Source organism: Paenibacillus sp. NPDC058177 (assembly GCF_042883835.1).
GTDB classification, from domain to species: Bacteria; Bacillota; Bacilli; order Paenibacillales; family Paenibacillaceae; genus Paenibacillus_AQ; species Paenibacillus_AQ agri.
On the sequence record NZ_JBHVVB010000002.1, the window covers coordinates 301,251 to 318,929 of the forward strand.

Genomic DNA, 17,679 nt, shown 5'->3' on the forward strand with positions numbered 1-17,679 from the left:
CTGGACAGCCTTATGTCAGGTTAACCACCCGAGCTACTGCAACAACGGGCGGGACCATTTCTACTTTGCGTGAGGATCTCTAGATCATAAGAAACCGTTCCTCCGCGCAATCCCTCTTACAAGTTCTGTTAATCCATCCGATAAAATAGTTTCGACAATCCTATAAATAAAATGAACGATTACATTCTATTATCGGTCTTATTGGTGAGAACAACAAAAAAAAGGGGGTGCAGCAGAATGACTGACCGGGAAATTTTCGAACTCTATAAAGAACAGGTCTATTATTTTTGTTACTATTTGATGAAAAATCAGGCAGATGCTGAGGATGTTTGCCAAGAGGTATTTGTCAAAGTGATCTTGGCTGATCGATCAAAGGTAAGGGATCTTAAATCGTGGATTTTACGAATTGCTTCAAATGAATGTAACAGTATTCTTAAAAGGCGCAAAACCGGATTCATGAAAGAAGTACGCAATTATTTATTATCCAGATCTCAAGCTTCCAACCCTGTAGAAGAAAGTTTATATCGTCGTGAAACTCAAAAAGAACTTCAAGGACTATACAGCAAGCTTCCTGACAAAATAAGAATGGTAGTTGTCCTTCGTTTTATCAACGAGTTGACTGTGCCTGAGATTTCTAAAGTTATGAACATCCCTGAAGGAACTGCAAAATCCAGACTAAACAAGGGACTTCAACTGCTAAATCGTATGGCTAAACCTCAGCTAAAGGAGATGAATAGTAATGAGTCAGTATATTCAAAAGGATAAGCATATTCCTCAGCCAAACTATGATTCCATGTGGACAGCCATAGAACAAGAAGCCTATAAACGCCAAGCTAATCTGCAACCCTCACGGACCCCTGGAAATCGCATGAAAGTTGTTCCCATCAGTATCCTATTCTCGTGCTTTTTGCTTGTCGGCATCCCTGTATTCGCAGGTGTGACGATTAATTGGAATAAAATTGGCGGTCGTAGTGTGACCAATGCATTAAATAACGGTATCGGTCAGCAGTATGATCTTAAAGCTTCCAGTTCAGGAGTTACAATGAATTTGAATGGAGTTGTATCTGATGGTGAAACAATGAAAATGCTCATCTCACTGGATACAAACATGGACCTAACCCACTATATTGGATTTGCTACAGAGCGAAATACTATGACTAACGAATCCGGTGCCACATCAAAGGTACAAGGTTATCTAGAATACGATCCAGAAACCCAGAAGCTCATTGGTATTTATGAAACACCTGATACATTGAAGGATAGTAAAAAAGATTACAGGTTTGAAGCACAGAATCTCATTTTTTATCGTAATAAGGATATTCCCTTAAAATCTAATCATCAAGCTGGAGATACGATCCTTACCGGGGCTGCACAGTATCCAAGCGTTCATATCGATTCCGTTCGACAGGCTGAAAATCAAACCATTGTCCGTTATAGAGTCGCTGCATCACCATCTGACTCAGGCCGTGGTAACCCACATTTGGTAGTTAGTATCGGTGGTCAAGAGAAAGCGGCCATTTCAACCCTTATGCCTAACGAAGGTTCGGATTTGTTTATTGAACAGGTATTCAATGTGACCGAAGGAGATTGGAAGGATGCTAGTCTTCGTTTTAGTTACATTGAAGAAGCACAGCGTATTTCGGGTACTTGGGCGTTCGATTTTAAAGCCGATGGAAAAAAAGCAAGTGAAGCTATTTATGCTAAGAAGCTGAATACCAGCCCTGAATTTCAAGAAAAGACAGGTGTAACTTTAGAGCAATTGGTGGTTACTCCTTTGGATATTCAAATTCTTATAGATGAAGAAGGTTCGCTTAAAAAAGGAATTGTTCACTATAAAACTGCCCAGTTAGTTGTAGGTGATAAAACAATCACTGGGGGGTTAAATTTGAAAGGAGACAATCCCGAAAGCTATCAGCATTTATTTCAATTTGAATCTCCGGAGTGGTATAAGAGCTGGTCTGATGTTCCAATGAAACTTATATTAAAAGATGCTGTTATTGAGAAACGTGATACCTCTAACAATTGGATCACTCTAAATAAACCTGAGCAGGAAAAGCAGTTCACCAAACTGACTGTGGATGGTTGTGAAATTCAATTCACGTACTATACTGAAGGCGGAAATTTGATTGTTGAGTCGACTTCCAAGTCTCCTGGCTTCAAGGGCGTTAACCAAACTACGTTACGTATTAATGGCAAAGAAGTGGTGCCTGAAATTACACCCAAAGGTATGGTATCTACAGGAACTAATATCGATAGCTACAAAGATGTTCCTTTTGACGGAAAAATTGAACTGAACCCTGGTATCTATAAATACAGCGATCCAAGCCGGGACGTAGAAGTTAGACTCTAATAATTAAGCAAAGCTTTTGTTTGTTACCCGCCTCTTTTAGCCAGTTTAAGGGCGGGTTTTTAATTTGGCTATTTATGAGAATATATAGTCCCACGTTACTTACCTACTCTAGAAAAGCAGCCGGATATCTCAGCTCACCCTTTACAGTAGCCAATCGACCCTCTATGATCTCGTGAACCATGAACACATCGTTAGGGACTTCGAATTGCTTCAGTTCCAACCCATAAGGTCTAGCCGACTTGAAGCCTAGCTTAGGATAATAGCCCGGATGTCCGATCAGCAGCACCAATCCGTAATCCAGCTCCCGGCATCTCCGCAAGGCTTCCTTAATCAGCGCCTTACCTACTCCCTGCCCCTGCGCATGAGGATGAACCGCCACCGGAGCCAGCACGATGACGGGGTGCTCTGTGTCGCCATCAATTACACTCGCTTTGCTCAACAGCACATGACCGATGACAGCTTCACTCTCCCCCTCGCCCTGAATTGCCACAATAGACAGCTCCGGGATAAAACCCTCCGACTTCCTGATCCGCTCCACCAGCCTGGATTCGTCCTCTCTGTTCCCAAAGGCGACAACATTTAAATCGTATACCTGCCGGTAATCCTCTACCGTCTCTGTTCTAATCCGCATGATTCATCCCCTCCTGTCAGGATCGTTCAATTCATAATCTCTTCAATAGAATCCATGTCCTGCTTGGCCCGCTGGTTCAGCCCCCGTTTATCCTTCAGCTTCAGCTGTGCCAGTTCATGGCCGGGGTCGACGATCAGCGGCTGGGCGATAATCGCCTCAAGCAGTTCAGCAGCCGTCTTGCAGGCCCGCAGCAGCAGCTCTTGGGAGATTTCTTTTTTATGCAACCGGATAATATCCAGTAAGTGTTCAGCAAACATCAATCGGACCACGCTATCGGCACTCATCATATTGCGGGCGGCAAAAGAAATCACATTTTCGACAATTCCGCTCTCTTGATAATGCTTGGAGACTAAGCTCAGCGATGACACTGCTTCCCAATCCCGAATGGACAGTTCTACCGTCAGCTGCTCCACCATTTCCTTGCACCATAGCTTCTCTGTCGCGATATCGACGCCATAGGTTTTGTACTCCGCATACCTTCCACCCCGGTGCATATCTGGCAAACTGCCACAGTATTCCATGAACAATGCTTTCGCGCTCTCTAGTTGATCGTTCAATGTACATTCCCCTTCTCTTGCTGACATTTGTCTTCCAATATGTCCTACCTTATCACAAAGTGACTCTACTCATGCTATTATATTAGAACGAGCAACACCACACGGTTTAGCCGAACTACCATTTCAACGGAGGAAGAACGTTATGCCACACACTTTGGTTAAAAATATTGATTTTTTCGTAGCCGCCCTATCCCAGACCTTCGTCTCTGCTTTGCAGCTCGATCCTGACGGAATGTATGCCCGGGTAGGCTTTGGACGGATTGACAAGTTCTCAGAAGGTTATGTCCGCCTTGTCGGGTTCGACGGCTCAATTTCACATTATGACCGGGAAACGACCAAGTTCCAGCGGGACAAGGGATAACAGGGGCCTGATATTTTATCTTATTCTAAAAGAATACCAGTCAGCAGCAAGGTGTGGTTTCTGTCCCTCTTTGCCGCAGAATACAACAACGGGTACTTTCCAGTATAGGAAGGTACCCGTTGTTTTTGCTGTATACAAAGTTACTTCTACTTCTATACACCCCCACTTCCCCAAAGCACCTGAGGATAAGTACACTCAAATAAAAATTGAAATTCACAATTCCCGAATGTTACATTTTGATAGAGCAGTATAGTCACTACTATTAAAAATGGAAAGAGGGCTTGGAACATGGGAATGCGTGGATATTACTTTGCTATGGATGACAACCTGGTGCAACAAATCGCAGCAGGCGACATTGCATTGAAGAATTTGAAAATAGACGATTATCCCGGACTGGACATTGATAGATCCTGGGAGGCGATTCACTACTTGCTTTGTGGAGATATTTCCGATGGTGATCCCCCTCTTGGCTATGTTGTACCGCTGACGTCAGACAAAGGCATTGATTTTGGCTCATTCGGGGCGTTTTCCTTACGCGCCGGGCAGGTTGCAGAAGCGCTTCAGGCTATGTCTGAGTTAGATGAAACGCAGCTCTGCTTGCGGTATGATTTCCCGGCCATGGTCAAGGACGAGGTATACCCTCTTGACTCTGACACTGTTTCAGACGAGGATAAGGACGCGTTCTTTGCCTACATGCTTCAGCATTTTAACGAAATCCAGCGTTTCTACAGCCAAACTGTAGCCGAGGGCAAAGGTGTCATCTTCTATATTTTCTGACTCCAATCGGGATCAACCACAAGATGGCCAACAAGCGAATAAAACAACGGCAGGTTAGGACTTTATTTTCTGCTAACTATAAGATGAATACAAGAAAGGAACAGTAAGTAAAGTAGATCCGCCAGAACTCCTGGCTGATCTATTAACACAAATACGGCCCTTTCGGGCCGTATCGGTTACTTGCGTATTTCATTTTCAGCTGATCAGTTAATCGATTTATCGTACTGCAGATACACTACATGGGTCTGTAAATATTCGTTCAAGCCATGTTTGCCGTCCGCACCGCCGATGCCGGATTTCCGCCAGCCTGCATGGAAGCCTTGCATCGCTTCAAAATTCTCACGGTTAATATAGGTTTCCCCGTATTTGAGACGCTTGATCACTTTCATAGCTACGTTTAGATTTTGAGTATATAAGGATGAGGTCAGTCCAAACTCACTGTCATTGGCCAGCGCAATCGCTTCATCCAGGTTAGCAAAAGAAATGATAGGGATGACCGGTCCGAAAATTTCCTCCTGCACGATTTCCATATCATTGGTAGCATCGGTAATGACGGTAGGTTCGAAAAAGCTGCCGCTTCCCTCTACCTTACTACCACCTAAGGCGATCTTAGCGCCTTCTTCTACTGCACGGTCCACTTTTTGCTGCACAGATTCTTGCGCCGCCTTGTTAATCAATGGCCCCATATGAATACCTTCGTCTTTCAGCGGATCACCATACTTCACTGCGCTCATCGCCTCAACCAGACGGGTAGTGAATTCGTCCTTGATCTTCTCATGAACATAGACCCTCTCCGCACAGTTACAGACCTGCCCTGTATTGATCACCCGGGAGTCTACAATCGCTTTAACTGCCAAATCCAGATCGGCATCATCCATAACAATGGCAGGGGCTTTGCCGCCAAGCTCAAGACTCACCTTGATGATATTTTCAGCAGCTGCTTGCATCACCTTTTGTCCTGCTGGCACACTGCCCGTTAGGCTGACCATGCCCACTTTAGGGTTGCTGGCCAATTCATTACCGACCTCTCCGCCTTTACCGGTCACAAGGTTGAACACACCCTTAGGAAGACCGATGTTATCCACAATTTTGGCAAAAGCCACCGCGTTATTGGGAGATTCGGCACTAGGCTTGACGACAATCGTATTTCCGGTGATCAGCGCCGGTGCCATTTTTCTAGCAATAAGAAAGAAAGGAAAATTCCAAGGCAGAATGCCTGTTGTTACGCCAATCGCTCTTTTAAAAACAAAAATATTTTCATTATCACGGTCACTCTGAACAATTTCCCCTTCATAGCGACGTGCCCATTCTGCCATATAATCCATATAATCTGCTGTAAAATTAACCTCTACCGTGGACAATTCCAAGGTCTTACCTACTTCTTCGGAGATCAGTCTGGCCAGGATATCAACCTCTGCCCGAATCCCGTCGGCAATGGCATGAAGGTACTTTCCTCGTTCAACCGCAGGTGTCTCCTCCCAGGCTGACTGGGCTTCTTCCGCTGCGTTAATGGCACGCACCACATCATTCCTTGTAGCTTTGGGAACCTGTGAAATGACTTCATCTGTTGCTGGATTGGTTACATCCATCCACTCTTTGCCTTCTGATTCCACAAACTGGCCGTCGATATACATCAAATGCTTTTCCACTGACTCTCCCCCTCAAGGTAGATTATCCATTTTATCCTTTCTCAGTGTAAACGCTATCAATATTTATTGTCAACAAAGTTCACTTTTTTTATTTGTTTTTATGTTGTTTTTCATTGACTTCCTGAGTTAAGCTATTCTCATCAAGGTTTCAATTGGAGGGATCGGAATGAAAGTCAGTATTTTTTCGACTTGTTTAGTGGATCTTATGACTCCGAATGTCGGAATAGCTATGGTTGAAGTGCTCGAGAGGCTGGGCTGTGACATCGATTATCCGGCTGCGCAGGTGTGCTGCGGTCAACCTACTTATAACAGCGGCTATCTCGAAGATTCAAAGCTTGCCATGAAGAACATGATGCTTGCCTTTGAAAGCTCCGATTATGTCGTGGGTCCTTCCGGCTCCTGTATCGCTATGTTTCATGAGTACCCGAAGATTTTTAAAGGAGACCCCAACTGGGAATTGAAAGCGGTTGCTTTAAAAGAAAAATCTTATGAGTTTACCCAATTCATCGTAAAGGTGCTCGGCGTTACCGATGTTGGCGCAAAGCTTAAAGGGACCGCCACCTACCATCGTTCCTGCCATATGACAAGACTGCTGGGCGAGAAGGAAACCCCCTATCAATTGCTTGGCAAGGTTAGGGGACTTCAACTGGAGCCGCTCAAAAACAGCGATAATTGCTGCGGATTCGGTGGAACCTTTTCTGTGAAAATGCCTGAGATCTCCGAGCAAATGGTCGATGAAAAATGTGGTTGTGTCGTGGACACCGGAGCAGATATTCTGATCAGTGCAGATATGGGATGCCTGCTTAACATCGGTGGCCGGCTGTCACGTAAGGGCGAACCCGTAAAAATAATGCATATTGCAGAAGTGCTGAATCATCACCATGCTGCTGATATTGCCAAAGGAGGACATGAGACATGAGCCTGCAAACAGATAAACGCGACTTCAGCGAACGGACTTCAGAAGGCCTCGGGGACAACTTCATGAGAAGCGCCGTAAGTTCAGCCCAAGACAGCCTGAAGACCAGGCGTTTGTCAGCCGCCACCGCTCTTGGAGACTGGGAACAGTGGCGTTCCATTGGTCAGCAAATCCGTCAGCATACGCTGAAGAATCTGGATTATTACTTGGAGCAGTTGGCAGATAACGTAGAGAAAAAGGGCGGACATGTCTATTTTGCCAAAACAAAAGAGGAAGCCAGCAGCTATATCCGGGACATCGTCATGCAAAAAAAGGCTAAAAAAATCGTCAAATCCAAATCGATGGTTACCGAGGAAATTGAGATGAACCGTGTCCTGATGGATGCCGGCTGCGAGCTGATCGAGACCGATCTTGGGGAATATATTCTGCAAATCGATGATTGGGACCCGCCTTCCCATATTGTGGCCCCTGCGCTGCATAAAGACCGGAACCAAATCCAAAGAGTATTCACGGAAAAGCTTGGCTATACCGGTGATGAAAGTCCCGAGAATCTTGCCAGATTCGCCCGGACGGTGCTGCGGCAAAAGTTTCTGGAAGCAGATGTCGGGATCACGGGCTGCAACTTTGCCATCGCGAACCTGGGAGCCATTAATCTGGTTACCAATGAAGGCAACGGCGATCTTACAGCCGCCATACCAAAAACGCATATCGCTGTGATGGGGATGGAACGAATCGTGCCCACGCTTGAGGAGATGGAGATACTGGATAATCTGCTCTGTCGAAGTGCTGTAGGGCAGAAATTGACCAGCTATATTACCGTGATGGGTCCTTCCGCTACCGGGGAGACGGATGGGCCCGAAGAGTTCCATTTAGTTGTCGTGGACAACGGCCGCTCCGAGATTCTGGGAAGCGAATTTAACGAAGCCCTGCAGTGTATCCGCTGCGGCGCTTGTCTTAATGTCTGCCCGGTCTACCGTCATATTGGCGGTCATGCCTACGGGTCCATTTATCCAGGTCCGATTGGCGCTGTAATCACCCCGCTACTGGGCGGATACGGTGACTACAAAGAGCTTCCTTTTGCCTCCAGCTTGTGTGCTGCTTGTACCGATGTCTGTCCGGTTAAAATCCCGCTTCATGAGCAGCTGATCTTGCACCGCCAGAAAATTGTGGAGGAAAAGAGAACCGGTAGCGCGGAAAGAATCCAGATGAAGACGGCAGGCCGTCTCCTGTCTTCTCAGACATTGTTCGGCAAAGCCCTGCGGTTTGCAAATCCGGCAAGCCGGCTGCTCAGCAGACATGGACGAATTATAAAAGGACCGGGGCTAGTCCGCGGCTGGATCAACGCTCGTGATCTTAGTCAGCCAGTCAAGCAGCAAGACAGCTTCCGGACCTGGCTTGATCGACGCAAAGGAGGCGCTGAGTAATGACGATATCGGGCAAGGAGTCCTTTTTAAATACAATCGCCGCCAAGCTTGGACGGGAACGTGTCTATGACGTACAGCGGCCCGACCTGCGACCGTTGATCCCCGACAGCTATGGTAGTCTAACTAACGACGATCTGATTGAGATTCTTAAAGAGCAATGCTATTTCATCCACACCCAGTTAATCGAGTCGAACCCAGAGATTTTGCAGACAACGTTAAATGATCTAATCCATGCGAATGGCGGGGGCGCTGTAATCACATCTGGAGATGACCGTTTTCTACATTACGGGCTAAGCTTCCCCAACTCGTTCGTTTGGGAAGAAGCCGCAGGACGGGAGAACAATCTCCTCCGCTCAGAAACGGCCAATACGGCTATTGTCTTCGCTGATTATGCACTGGCCGAGTCAGGAACGATAGTCATAGAGAGTCGCCCAGACCAAGGCCGCTCCCTCCACTTTCTGCCTACTAACTATATTGCGATTATTGAAAAAGAGAGACTCGTGCTTCGTTCCACCCAGGCAGCGGCATATCTCAACCGGCGAATTGAAGCAGGTGAGCCTATGGGCTCAGCCATCAATTTCATCTCTGGGCCTTCCAACTCGGCCGATATTGAAATGCAGCTCGTTGTTGGGGTTCATGGTCCTTTGAGGGCAACTTATGTGCTTATCTAGTTGTTCAAAACCAAAATCTGAGCTTCACTGCTCATGCGTTAAGGCGCTACGGGCTCGAAGGGTATTAAAATTACAATCCAGCATTTAGAGTCCCAGCACAGACGATACTTACAGCCACCTACACGACTCCCCACACAAAAAGAAACGGGTACCATCCTCTTTAGGAAGGTACCCGTTGTCCTGTAATCCTATTCTATTCCAGCACCAATTCTCCAAAGCTCGCGCTTAGATGAAAGTTTGGTGTGGCGGAATCCACCCTGTTCCAAGAGCCATAATGGGGTAACTCTGTCTCATCCCCACACTTGTAGAAATTCCCGCGCAAGACTTGCCCCGAACTGACCGTGAAATCTGGGAACAATCCCGACAGCCAAACGAAAGGAATGGAGAATTCCAGCTCCCAGCCGCTTTCGTCAGGATGTTGTTCCCTGTCTGCATAAGAGGTCTGAATCTCAAAAAGCGCAGGCGGCGCATCCTCCAGATACTTCCGGTCACGTCCCTCGCCAAGCTGAAGCAGTAGCGTCCCCGCCGCATTCAGTTCAAAATTCAAATACCGGGCGTCACTTCCGGGCAGCGGCTGTACGAAGAATTCGACACAGCTATCCGTATACACCGGCTCATTGGGCTGACGATAGCGAACTAGCGGATGACTCTCATCCACCTTGAATTGAACATACAGCCGCTCAGCGGTGTAATACGATCTGACTTCTACTTTAGGCGCATAACCGTTGTCTAGCCAAAGATATTGGTCTACCGGGAGCGCCGGAACCTCAGACCAGTCTTTGCGTGCGGAGCTTGCGATAATCTGATATGAACGATGATTTGCCATGGAACAATCGCCTCTTTTCAAATGTGATAAGGAGCTTTAAAACTCTTATTTCTCGAAACACTTGTTGTTATGTACGTAGTATATTCCCCATCCCTGGTAAATATTGAATTCTAGTCTCCCATTACCTTGCTGATATGCTTCTCAGCCTTATAATCCTTACGGATTTCATCCAGTTCAGTGCTACTAGCTTCACTCCAAGACTCTAGTATCATTCGCGGCTCCGCTTCTATAATGTTTCGAGCCTCTCTTCTATCATCTCTTTTGAAGGCTTCGATCATTTTTACCAAATCTGAACGATCCAGGAGCTTCACATGATTAATCCCCGCCAGCGTCTCACAAGGCTCTGTAAATCTAGAACTAGTAATTACAATAGCCTTTTTAGCTTTATAATATCTCATACTAGAATAGACCTCTTGGACAGCACTGATACCCACTGTATTATCAACAGAATAGCGTTTTGCCTGGATAACATTTCTGATTCCATGACGGTCTGTGAAAATTTCATCAGCTCCAAAATCACGACTCCCTAAAGTTTTATAAACGCCCGTATAACCTAACTCTAAAAAAAGCCTGTAGAGATACATCTCAAATCCCGTTCCATCCTCCATCTTATCAATATTGGCGATAGTAACTGACTTTAAGTCCGTCACTTTTTCTATGTTAAATGGTTTAGATTTGCGCTTGTTGGGACTAATAAACTTGAACAAGAGAAGTCCCAATATTAATCCAGCAATGATCATTACTATTAAAGTTCCTTGCAAAATAAAACCTCCAATTTAAAAAAATAATATATGGAACGCATTAATAACTATACCAAAGTGTAATTAAAGGCATTTTTGTACCTTAAATACTCTGCAGCTACCGCTTAGTGGGAATTAACGACAATATTGTACCTTAAATTTTCCATAATAGGCCTTTCAGCTCGATTTTTCGAAAATAAGATACAAAAATGCTCTTAATTGACCTATTTACCCATATTCAAGAAAATTAAGGTACGAAAATGCTCTTAATTGGGGAGGTGAACCATTTTTTTCTGTTTATACGACGGGACTTAAATTAAATTAAATTAAATTAAATTATAGGGAACAGAAAATTCACCTTATAGAGAGTTATCTTCAACACAATTTAACAAAATAGCGCCTAATTTCTGTTTAATATTTAATTTCACTTATATAGCTAATCACTATAATAGTTCTAGCAAGCCAAGTCTTGTAAACATTAGAAGAATAACTCCTTCAGTATAATACCATATTTTTCTTATTTATCTCAGCTTAATAAGCATTATTTGTAAAATAACACATGAGTTTTCTACTAACTTTTACACAACAAAAAAGCCAGCAAGTCCCAATGGACTTGCTGGCTTATATCAATTCTCCCGCCACGCAGGCGCATACGAACGCAGGTAGCTTGCGGATGTAGGTCTTAACCTTCCAGCACCTTGTTCAGGAACGCCAGGCTCAGGCCAGTCGTATCCGGAAGCACTACATCGGCTCCAGCCTCTTCAAGGCTTTCACGCTCGCCGATACCTACGGCCTTCATGCCAGCAGCTTTAATGGCTTCAACGCCTGCTGTAGCATCTTCGACGCCGATACAAAACTCAGGATTTGCACCGACCTTCTCTGCTCCAGCCAGGAACAAATCTGGTGCAGGCTTGCCATGCTGTACGGAATCCGGTGGTACCACATACTGGAAGAAACTGTCCAGCTCAAGGGAACGCAGGATTTGCGGCGCGTTTTTGCTCGCCGAAGCGATAACAGCCGGAATGCCTTGTTCTTTCAGCTCTTTCAGCAGCTCAGCAATACCAGGGTAAGTATCCGCCGGTATAAGATCTACCAGCAAGGAGACGTAATGTTCGTTCTTTTGATGGGCCAGCTCGGCCTTTTGTTCAGGCGTGAAGGAATTTTCCTTACCGCCCAGACGCAGAATCCGCTCCAGGGATTCGCCGCGGCTGATGCCCTTAAGAGTCTCGTTGAATTCACGCTCGAATGGAATTCCGATGGATTCCCCAAGCTTTTTCCACGCTACGTAATGGTATTCTGCGGTGTCTGTAATGACACCATCCAAGTCAAAAATAACAGCTTCCAGTTTCATTATTCTCCATCTCCCAGCTCTATGTTCTGTTCTCTTTATATAGGTTACCCTGCGGATAGTTCAAGTTCAATATGTTTCTCACTGCTAGTTACTGTCTCGCCGTTCCAATCTACTGTTACTTTCCAGCCCGCCTCATTATGGATGACCGCCTTCAGCGTTCCATCGTTTTGGGTCAGGGTAAGATCGAATTGTGCATCCGCAACTACCAAATGTTCCAATGAGCAAGCTTTGCCGTTCCAGGCAGCAGGCAATTGTGGTTTGATTTTCAATTCTTGATTAGCAGCAAAAGGTTCTACGCCGAAGAAGTGACGGATAAACGGTACCGCAATAGCATAAATGGTCCAAGCCTGCACTACACAACCGTAATCTGGTGACATTTCGGAAAAAGAACCCGGCATAACGCGTGAGAAACTGCGTTTCATCCGGTTCAACAGATCCAGTGCTGCGTCCGGGTTGCCGTTGGCAACTTCCGCTACAGCGTGCACACCCGTTGAAATCGTCATTGTTCCCTGCTGATACATCCCGGACAAGTACGTTCCGTATTCTCCGATGAAGGTATCATTCCGCATGTTGTCCAGCGCCCGGCGAGCTTTATCAGGCTCAGCGATGCCAGCTTCCATCGGGGTCACAATAACCCAGTTCTTGTTCAGCAACCAGCCACGGTCAGCAGATACATCCTCACCGGAGGCAGCCAAGAGTCCGTCTACATATTCACGGTAGTCATTAATCCCTTGTCCTTCTGCCAAGGAGACCATGTAGTCTACTTTTGGCGCAACATCTGAAGCTGGAGCTACCGCATCGGCGTATAAGCCTTCTTCTTCTTGCCAGAAGTACTTGTTCACGGCATCTGCGCAGCGTTGAGCCAGTTCACTATATTTGTTCTGCGCTTCGCTATCTTGCAAATAACCGCTCATTTCGGCCATAGCCCGCAGCGCCTGTGCTGTATACACTGCACTGTCGATCAGTTCCATGTTCAATCCGGCAATCTCGATAATGCCGTATCCGGAAGGGAACAGATCGCCATCCGGGTCCATTTCACCCAGTAGCCAGTCGATGCCTTTAACACAGTAGTCGTAGTGGCGACGCAGCAGTTCTTCATCCCCGGTCCAGAGGAACAGATCCCATACGAAAGCAATATAATGAGCTGTCTCCTGCGTGTTACCCTTGTTCGATACTGCTCCAAGCGTCGTCACTTCATGAATGAAACGACCGTTGCCGTTAACTTCTTCCGACTTTTGCAGCAACAGGTTCAGTGTATCCTTGGCCAGCTGTGGATCACCAATCGCCAGCACCCCTTGCAAGGAATACGTATTGTCACAGCCGAACCACCATGGATACGTTGGTCCACCCGCAGTCAGGGCGCGTCCGATACCATCCACCTTTTGGATCAGCCATTGGTTGTTCCATTTTGCCCAGGTAAAGGCTTCATTCCATTCGTTTTCGCCTTCAATGGTCAGCTTCGCCCGATCTGCAATGGCGTTGTATACCTCACGCTTCTCAGCCAGCAAACTTGCATAATGAGCCGATAGATGACGGTAAGTCTCCTCAACCTCTTCACGGGAAGTGTGGGACCCAGCGACAAACAGATTAAAACTGTGCTTCTCGCCTGGAGCCAGTCTCAGTTCAGTACGGAAAGCGATACCGCAGCCTGCTCCGGCTGTAAACTCAGGTCCATACAGATCCGGACGAGTCTCAACTTGATCACCAGGAAGATCGGTACCAACCAGTGTGTACCAATCATGACTGGAGTCCTTCACGAGTACTTCGCGCGGGTTCAGCACGGTAGCTTCATCCGCAGCACCATCATGAATACCAACCTCATCCGAGTACCACACCGGGCGCAGATCGGTACGGAACAGAAGTTCCACCTGAAGCTGCAATTCCTCATCACCGTAGTGCTTGATTTCATAAGCAGCCGTCATCCCTTTTACATGCTCAGGAGCAAACTGAGTACGCTCCATGGATACCGGGATGTAGCTCAGGCCATGATCATATTGGAACCGGCTGCCCCAAGGCTCGCTTATGAAGCCATCCGCACGGGACCAGACGGAAATATTTCGCTTCTTATCAGTAAGCTTCAGCCAAAAGCCATCCAGCAGCTTGATCGGGTGCAGCCAGACACCGCCCATCTCATTGGCAACATGGTGGCCGAAATCAGGAAAATAGCCGTCCTGCGTACCGCAGATTTTGACGTATTCTCCACCGTTATAGTATAGATTGAATGGATGCTTGCTAGTAGTTCTAGCCATTAAGATAACTCATCTCCTTATCTGTAGGTCATACGATAACACTTTAGCCTCATTAGCCTTTCACGGCTGAGGAGATGGAAATGCCCTCGATGAAATATTTCTGCGCGATAAAGAACAAGATCAAAGCCGGCAGCATAATGAGAATCGTCGCCGCCATGAGCATGTTCCACTCTACGTTGTACAAGCCCTTGAACATGGAAAGTCCCAGTGCGAGTGTATATTTCTCATTGGAGTTCAGATAGATCAATGGACCTTGGAAGTCATTCCATACGCCCATAAAGGTGAAGATGGATACGGCAACCAACGGTGCTTTGGACAACGGCATCATAATCCGGGTGAAAATCTGCCAGCGGTTAGCACCATCCACATAAGCCGATTCATCGAGCTCACGCGGAATTCCACGCATAAACTGGCGTACAAGGAAGATATTAAACGCATTTTGTCCGAAGAATGCCGGAAGGACCAGCGGTAAGAACGAGTTCGTGAGTCCTACTTGTTTGAACAACAGGAAGGTCGGAATCAAGGTTACTTGGCTTGGCAGCATCATTGTCGCCAGCAGTACGAGGAACAGCGTTCTTTTGCCACGGAAGTTGAAGCGGGCGAAGCCGTAAGCACTGATCGCCGATGTGAACACCGTACCGATCATGACTGGAATAAGGATAATAAGCGTATTGCCCAGGAATTTAAAAAACGGAATCGCCGTCACGGCATCCGCATAGTTGGACCATTGCCATTTAGTCGGCCAGAAGGCAGAACCGAACACTTCGGCCGGCGTCTTCAAGGATGTCGAAATCGTCCACAATAACGGAACCAGTACGATGGCAGAACCACCGAGCAGCAGTAACAGCGCAATTAGTTGGGACAGATTGAATCTAGGTTGTATTTTTTGCATCTTGGCTTCTCCTTCCTTAGTCATTTTGATCATCGCCCTGGTAGTGAACCCAGAAGGACGAACTGCGGATGACCAATAGCGTGAAAATCATGATGATCAGGAACAGAATCCAGGAGAGCGCGGACGCATAACCCATGTCAAATTCCATAAATGCTTTGTTGTACAAATAGAGATTATAGAACAGGGTCGAGTTCAGCGGTCCACCGTTCGTCATAACGAAAGCTTGGGTAAAATATTGGAATCCGCCGATAATCCCCATAATCAAGTTGAAAAATACGGTCGGCGTAATCATTGGCAACGTAATACTGAAGAATTTGCGGAGCGGACCTGCACCATCCAGTTGACCCGCCTCGTACAAGTCCTCCGGTACCCCTTGCAGACCTGACAGATAGATGATAATTGTATTACCCACGCCCCATAGACCCATTACGATCAGGGCGCCCAGCGCGTAGCTAGGATCCTGCAGCCAAGCCGGTCCTTGAATACCGAACCAAGCCAATGCCTTGTTCAGAATCCCGTATTCCGGATTGAAGATCATCACCCACATCATGGAAGTGGCGACAGCAGGAATTACAGAAGGCATAAAGAAGATCAGACGGAAAAACTTCATTCCGCGCGAACGCATATTTAGAAGTAATGCAATCAGAATGGATGCCACTTGAAAGAGAGGCACTGAGACGAGTGCGAAGATAAAGGTTACTTTTAAAGACTGGTAGAACAATTCATCGTGAAAAATGGCTTTGAAATTGTCCAATCCCACAAATTGAATCGACTCGACGCCGGTGATTACATCCCATTTGCTGAAGGATAGGATCAGCGAAAAGATCATCGGCCCAAGTGTGAAAATAACCAGTCCCAGCAGCCACGGTAGGATAAACCAATAGCCCGCGCGCTCCGATTTGGTATTATTCATGACGGCCTCCTTGATGGAAAGCAGGTGAAGCACCGTGATCAGTGCTCCACCCGCAAACTTATTTATTTGATTTTGGAATCAGCGGTTTTAGCTGCTTCGTCGAGTGCACTCTTCACATCCAGCTTACCTAGCAGAATTTTCTCAAGTGCCTGGGTGAAGGCCTCTTTGAAAATCGGGCCGTTAGCAGAACGCATAGTAACCGGTTTACGTGCAAAGTTCATCATTTCGATAACTGGTTTGTCCTTCTCTTCTGTAGTTTTCACTTGATCCAGTTCAGCTACAGTAGCAGGCAGTACCAATCCGTTCTTGGAGCGCAGTTTCTGCGCGTCTGTACCGGACAACCATTTCATCAGTTCGAAAGCTTCCACTTTATGCTTCGTCTTAGAGTTCATCGCCCAACCTGCAGCTGCGATAATGCCGGCACGTTCGTCGTCAGCACCCTTAGGAATCAGCGCGGAGCCGTATTCTACATTGGATTTGTCCAGATCAGACTTGATCCAGCGACCAGTAACCATCATGGCCAACTTATCGGTCATGAACATGGAGGAGTCACCACCCATGGTTTGTGTATCTTGTGGTGTAGGGGATACTCTTCCATCACCCTTGGACAGCGCTACATATTTCTCCATGGCTTGAACGGTCTTCTCACTGTTCATGAAGCCTTCAGCTTTGGTGCCTTCTTCATTAGCAATATCAGTGCCATTAGTCCACAGGTAAGTGTAAATCGGATACTCCCAAGTGCCTGCGTTGAAACCAAATTGTGTATATTTGCCGTTCTCTTGCTTGGTCAGCTTCTTCGCTGTAGCGAACATATCATCCCAAGTCCAGTCATCGCTTGGATAAGGAACGCCTGCTTCGTCAAAGATACGTTTGTTGTACCACAGCGCGAGTGGATTGAAATCCTTCGGCAGGTAGTACAGCTTATCGTTGATGCGCTCCATATCGATCAGGTCTTTTTGGTACATGGCAAGGTCAAATGTAGAATCCTTGGCGATATAATCGTCAAGTGGCTCGACAACACCTTTATCCACGTAGGAGTAGAAGTCGCCTTCCCCAATCAGGAATACATCCGCTGCGGTACCGCTTGCCAGAGAGGTTGTCAGCTTTGTTGCATAGCCGTCGCCTGGAACTGGCTCGAATTTCACTTCGATATCAGGGTGTGCTGCATTGAATTCATCCGCCAGTTGTTGCTCTGAGGAACCGCTGGTTACGTCACCCCAAGTTGTAAAGGTCAGCTGTACCTTTTTGCCTCCGGCATTGCCGGAGCTTTCGTTGTTACCTGTGTTTGTGTTACCTGCGGAACAAGCCGAAAGAAGCATAACGCCTGCGAGTACGCTGGCAATCTTCATGGATACTGTCTTTTTCATATAGA

17 protein-coding genes are annotated in these 17,679 nt (G+C 46.6%); 7 read left to right on the forward strand and 10 right to left on the reverse strand.

The features are described from left to right. The first annotated feature begins 237 nt into the window (after positions 1-237). Together ACFVU8_RS11405 and ACFVU8_RS11410 are read left to right on the forward strand one after the other, a co-directional pair. On the forward strand, positions 238-765 hold the full coding sequence (locus ACFVU8_RS11405; protein WP_387427448.1) for an RNA polymerase sigma factor: 528 nt from the start codon (positions 238-240) through the stop codon (positions 763-765). Continuing rightward, positions 740-2,350, forward strand: a complete 1,611-nt coding sequence (locus ACFVU8_RS11410) for a DUF4179 domain-containing protein (protein ID WP_387427449.1) — start codon at positions 740-742, stop codon at positions 2,348-2,350. The genes ACFVU8_RS11405 and ACFVU8_RS11410 overlap by 26 nt, the downstream gene beginning before the upstream one ends. A gap of 103 nt (positions 2,351-2,453) precedes the next feature. Here the strand turns inward: ACFVU8_RS11410 and ACFVU8_RS11415 are convergent, their stop codons facing one another. Then, a complete protein-coding gene (locus tag ACFVU8_RS11415; protein ID WP_387427450.1) occupies positions 2,454-2,981 on the reverse strand; it encodes a GNAT family N-acetyltransferase in 528 nt (175 codons plus the stop codon). Positions 2,982-3,007: 26 nt separating this feature from the next. Beyond that, positions 3,008-3,538, reverse strand: coding sequence for a hypothetical protein (locus tag ACFVU8_RS11420; protein ID WP_387427451.1), 531 nt, complete (start codon positions 3,536-3,538; stop codon positions 3,008-3,010). Positions 3,539-3,680: 142 nt separating this feature from the next. Here ACFVU8_RS11420 and ACFVU8_RS11425 point away from each other — a divergent pair, with 142 nt between their 5' ends. Both ACFVU8_RS11425 and ACFVU8_RS11430 read left to right on the forward strand, forming a co-directional pair. Further along, on the forward strand, positions 3,681-3,899 hold the full coding sequence (locus ACFVU8_RS11425) for a hypothetical protein (protein WP_175372965.1): 219 nt from the start codon (positions 3,681-3,683) through the stop codon (positions 3,897-3,899). A 288-nt stretch (positions 3,900-4,187) separates the two neighbouring features. Further along, a complete protein-coding gene (locus ACFVU8_RS11430; protein WP_387427453.1) occupies positions 4,188-4,676 on the forward strand; it encodes a YfbM family protein in 489 nt (162 codons plus the stop codon). Between the two features lie 203 nt (positions 4,677-4,879). On the opposite strand, the gene aldA is transcribed toward ACFVU8_RS11430, so the two are convergent. Further along, positions 4,880-6,325: an aldehyde dehydrogenase gene (gene aldA / locus ACFVU8_RS11435; RefSeq protein ID WP_387427454.1), complete on the reverse strand. Its 1,446-nt coding sequence runs from the start codon at positions 6,323-6,325 to the stop codon at positions 4,880-4,882. 166 nt (positions 6,326-6,491) lie between these two features. Between aldA and ACFVU8_RS11440 the strand changes: the two genes are divergently transcribed. Genes ACFVU8_RS11440 through ACFVU8_RS11450 form a run of 3 tightly spaced genes read left to right on the forward strand, consistent with a single transcriptional unit; the run spans position 6,492 to position 9,336 of the window. Next, the gene (locus ACFVU8_RS11440) at positions 6,492-7,244 is read left to right on the forward strand and encodes a (Fe-S)-binding protein (RefSeq protein ID WP_387427456.1); all 753 of its coding nucleotides are present in this window, start codon (positions 6,492-6,494) and stop codon (positions 7,242-7,244) included. Next, positions 7,241-8,665 carry a LutB/LldF family L-lactate oxidation iron-sulfur protein gene (locus ACFVU8_RS11445; RefSeq protein ID WP_387427457.1) on the forward strand — a complete coding sequence of 475 codons (1,425 nt, stop codon included), beginning with the start codon at positions 7,241-7,243 and terminating at the stop codon, positions 8,663-8,665. Before ACFVU8_RS11440 ends, ACFVU8_RS11445 begins: the two co-directional genes overlap by 4 nt. Next, positions 8,665-9,336, forward strand: a complete 672-nt coding sequence (locus ACFVU8_RS11450; RefSeq protein ID WP_387427458.1) for a LutC/YkgG family protein — start codon at positions 8,665-8,667, stop codon at positions 9,334-9,336. Before ACFVU8_RS11445 ends, ACFVU8_RS11450 begins: the two co-directional genes overlap by 1 nt. 193 nt (positions 9,337-9,529) lie before the next feature. On the opposite strand, the gene ACFVU8_RS11455 is transcribed toward ACFVU8_RS11450, so the two are convergent. From ACFVU8_RS11455 to ACFVU8_RS11485, 7 genes are all read right to left on the reverse strand, one after another. Continuing rightward, positions 9,530-10,162, reverse strand: coding sequence for a carbohydrate-binding family 9-like protein (locus ACFVU8_RS11455; RefSeq protein ID WP_387427460.1), 633 nt, complete (start codon positions 10,160-10,162; stop codon positions 9,530-9,532). A gap of 110 nt (positions 10,163-10,272) precedes the next feature. Then, entirely contained in the window at positions 10,273-10,923 is a 651-nt protein-coding gene (locus ACFVU8_RS11460) for a restriction endonuclease (RefSeq protein ID WP_387427461.1), read from the reverse strand. Between the two features lie 661 nt (positions 10,924-11,584). Continuing rightward, positions 11,585-12,253, reverse strand: coding sequence for a beta-phosphoglucomutase (gene pgmB / locus ACFVU8_RS11465; protein ID WP_387427463.1), 669 nt, complete (start codon positions 12,251-12,253; stop codon positions 11,585-11,587). 44 nt (positions 12,254-12,297) lie between these two features. Continuing rightward, positions 12,298-14,502, reverse strand: a complete 2,205-nt coding sequence (locus tag ACFVU8_RS11470; RefSeq protein ID WP_387427465.1) for an alpha-L-rhamnosidase-related protein — start codon at positions 14,500-14,502, stop codon at positions 12,298-12,300. Positions 14,503-14,554: 52 nt separating this feature from the next. Further along, positions 14,555-15,394: a carbohydrate ABC transporter permease gene (locus ACFVU8_RS11475; protein ID WP_175372957.1), complete on the reverse strand. Its 840-nt coding sequence runs from the start codon at positions 15,392-15,394 to the stop codon at positions 14,555-14,557. A 16-nt stretch (positions 15,395-15,410) separates the two neighbouring features. Then, complete coding sequence (locus tag ACFVU8_RS11480) at positions 15,411-16,307, reverse strand: carbohydrate ABC transporter permease (RefSeq protein WP_175372956.1); 897 nt, start codon at positions 16,305-16,307, stop codon at positions 15,411-15,413. A 62-nt stretch (positions 16,308-16,369) separates the two neighbouring features. Beyond that, a complete protein-coding gene (locus ACFVU8_RS11485; protein WP_387427467.1) occupies positions 16,370-17,674 on the reverse strand; it encodes an ABC transporter substrate-binding protein in 1,305 nt (434 codons plus the stop codon). Positions 17,675-17,679 lie beyond the last annotated feature (5 nt).